Consider the following 287-nt stretch of genomic DNA (forward strand, 5'->3'; position numbering starts at 1 on the left):
ACGTGATGTCCGTTACTAGTTTTTCAAGAGGATGATCAGACTGAAAGTTCCGATCTAATATATTATCGACCACGGCATATGGCTGCCCATTCTTCTTGCGCTTTTTCACCTTAACCCGGCACTGCCATTGATTTTTCTGCATAATACGTTGAACAGTTTTTGGTTAATACGCATTCTCTTTTTTAGTATGGCTGTGATTTTTCGATATCCATACCGATACTTGTGCTCTCGGCACAACGTGCCGATTTGTTTTTCCAAATGGTGCTTGGAATGATCTTTCGTCAGAT

1 pseudogene is annotated in these 287 nt (G+C 40.8%); it reads right to left on the minus strand.

The features are described from left to right. Nucleotides 1-287: pseudogene (locus Q3W56_RS20790) on the minus strand (IS3 family transposase); the annotation flags it as partial.

It is taken from the genome of Bacillus sp. C28GYM-DRY-1, assembly GCF_030519405.1.
Classification (GTDB): domain Bacteria; phylum Bacillota; class Bacilli; order Bacillales; family Bacillaceae; genus Bacillus; species Bacillus spizizenii_A.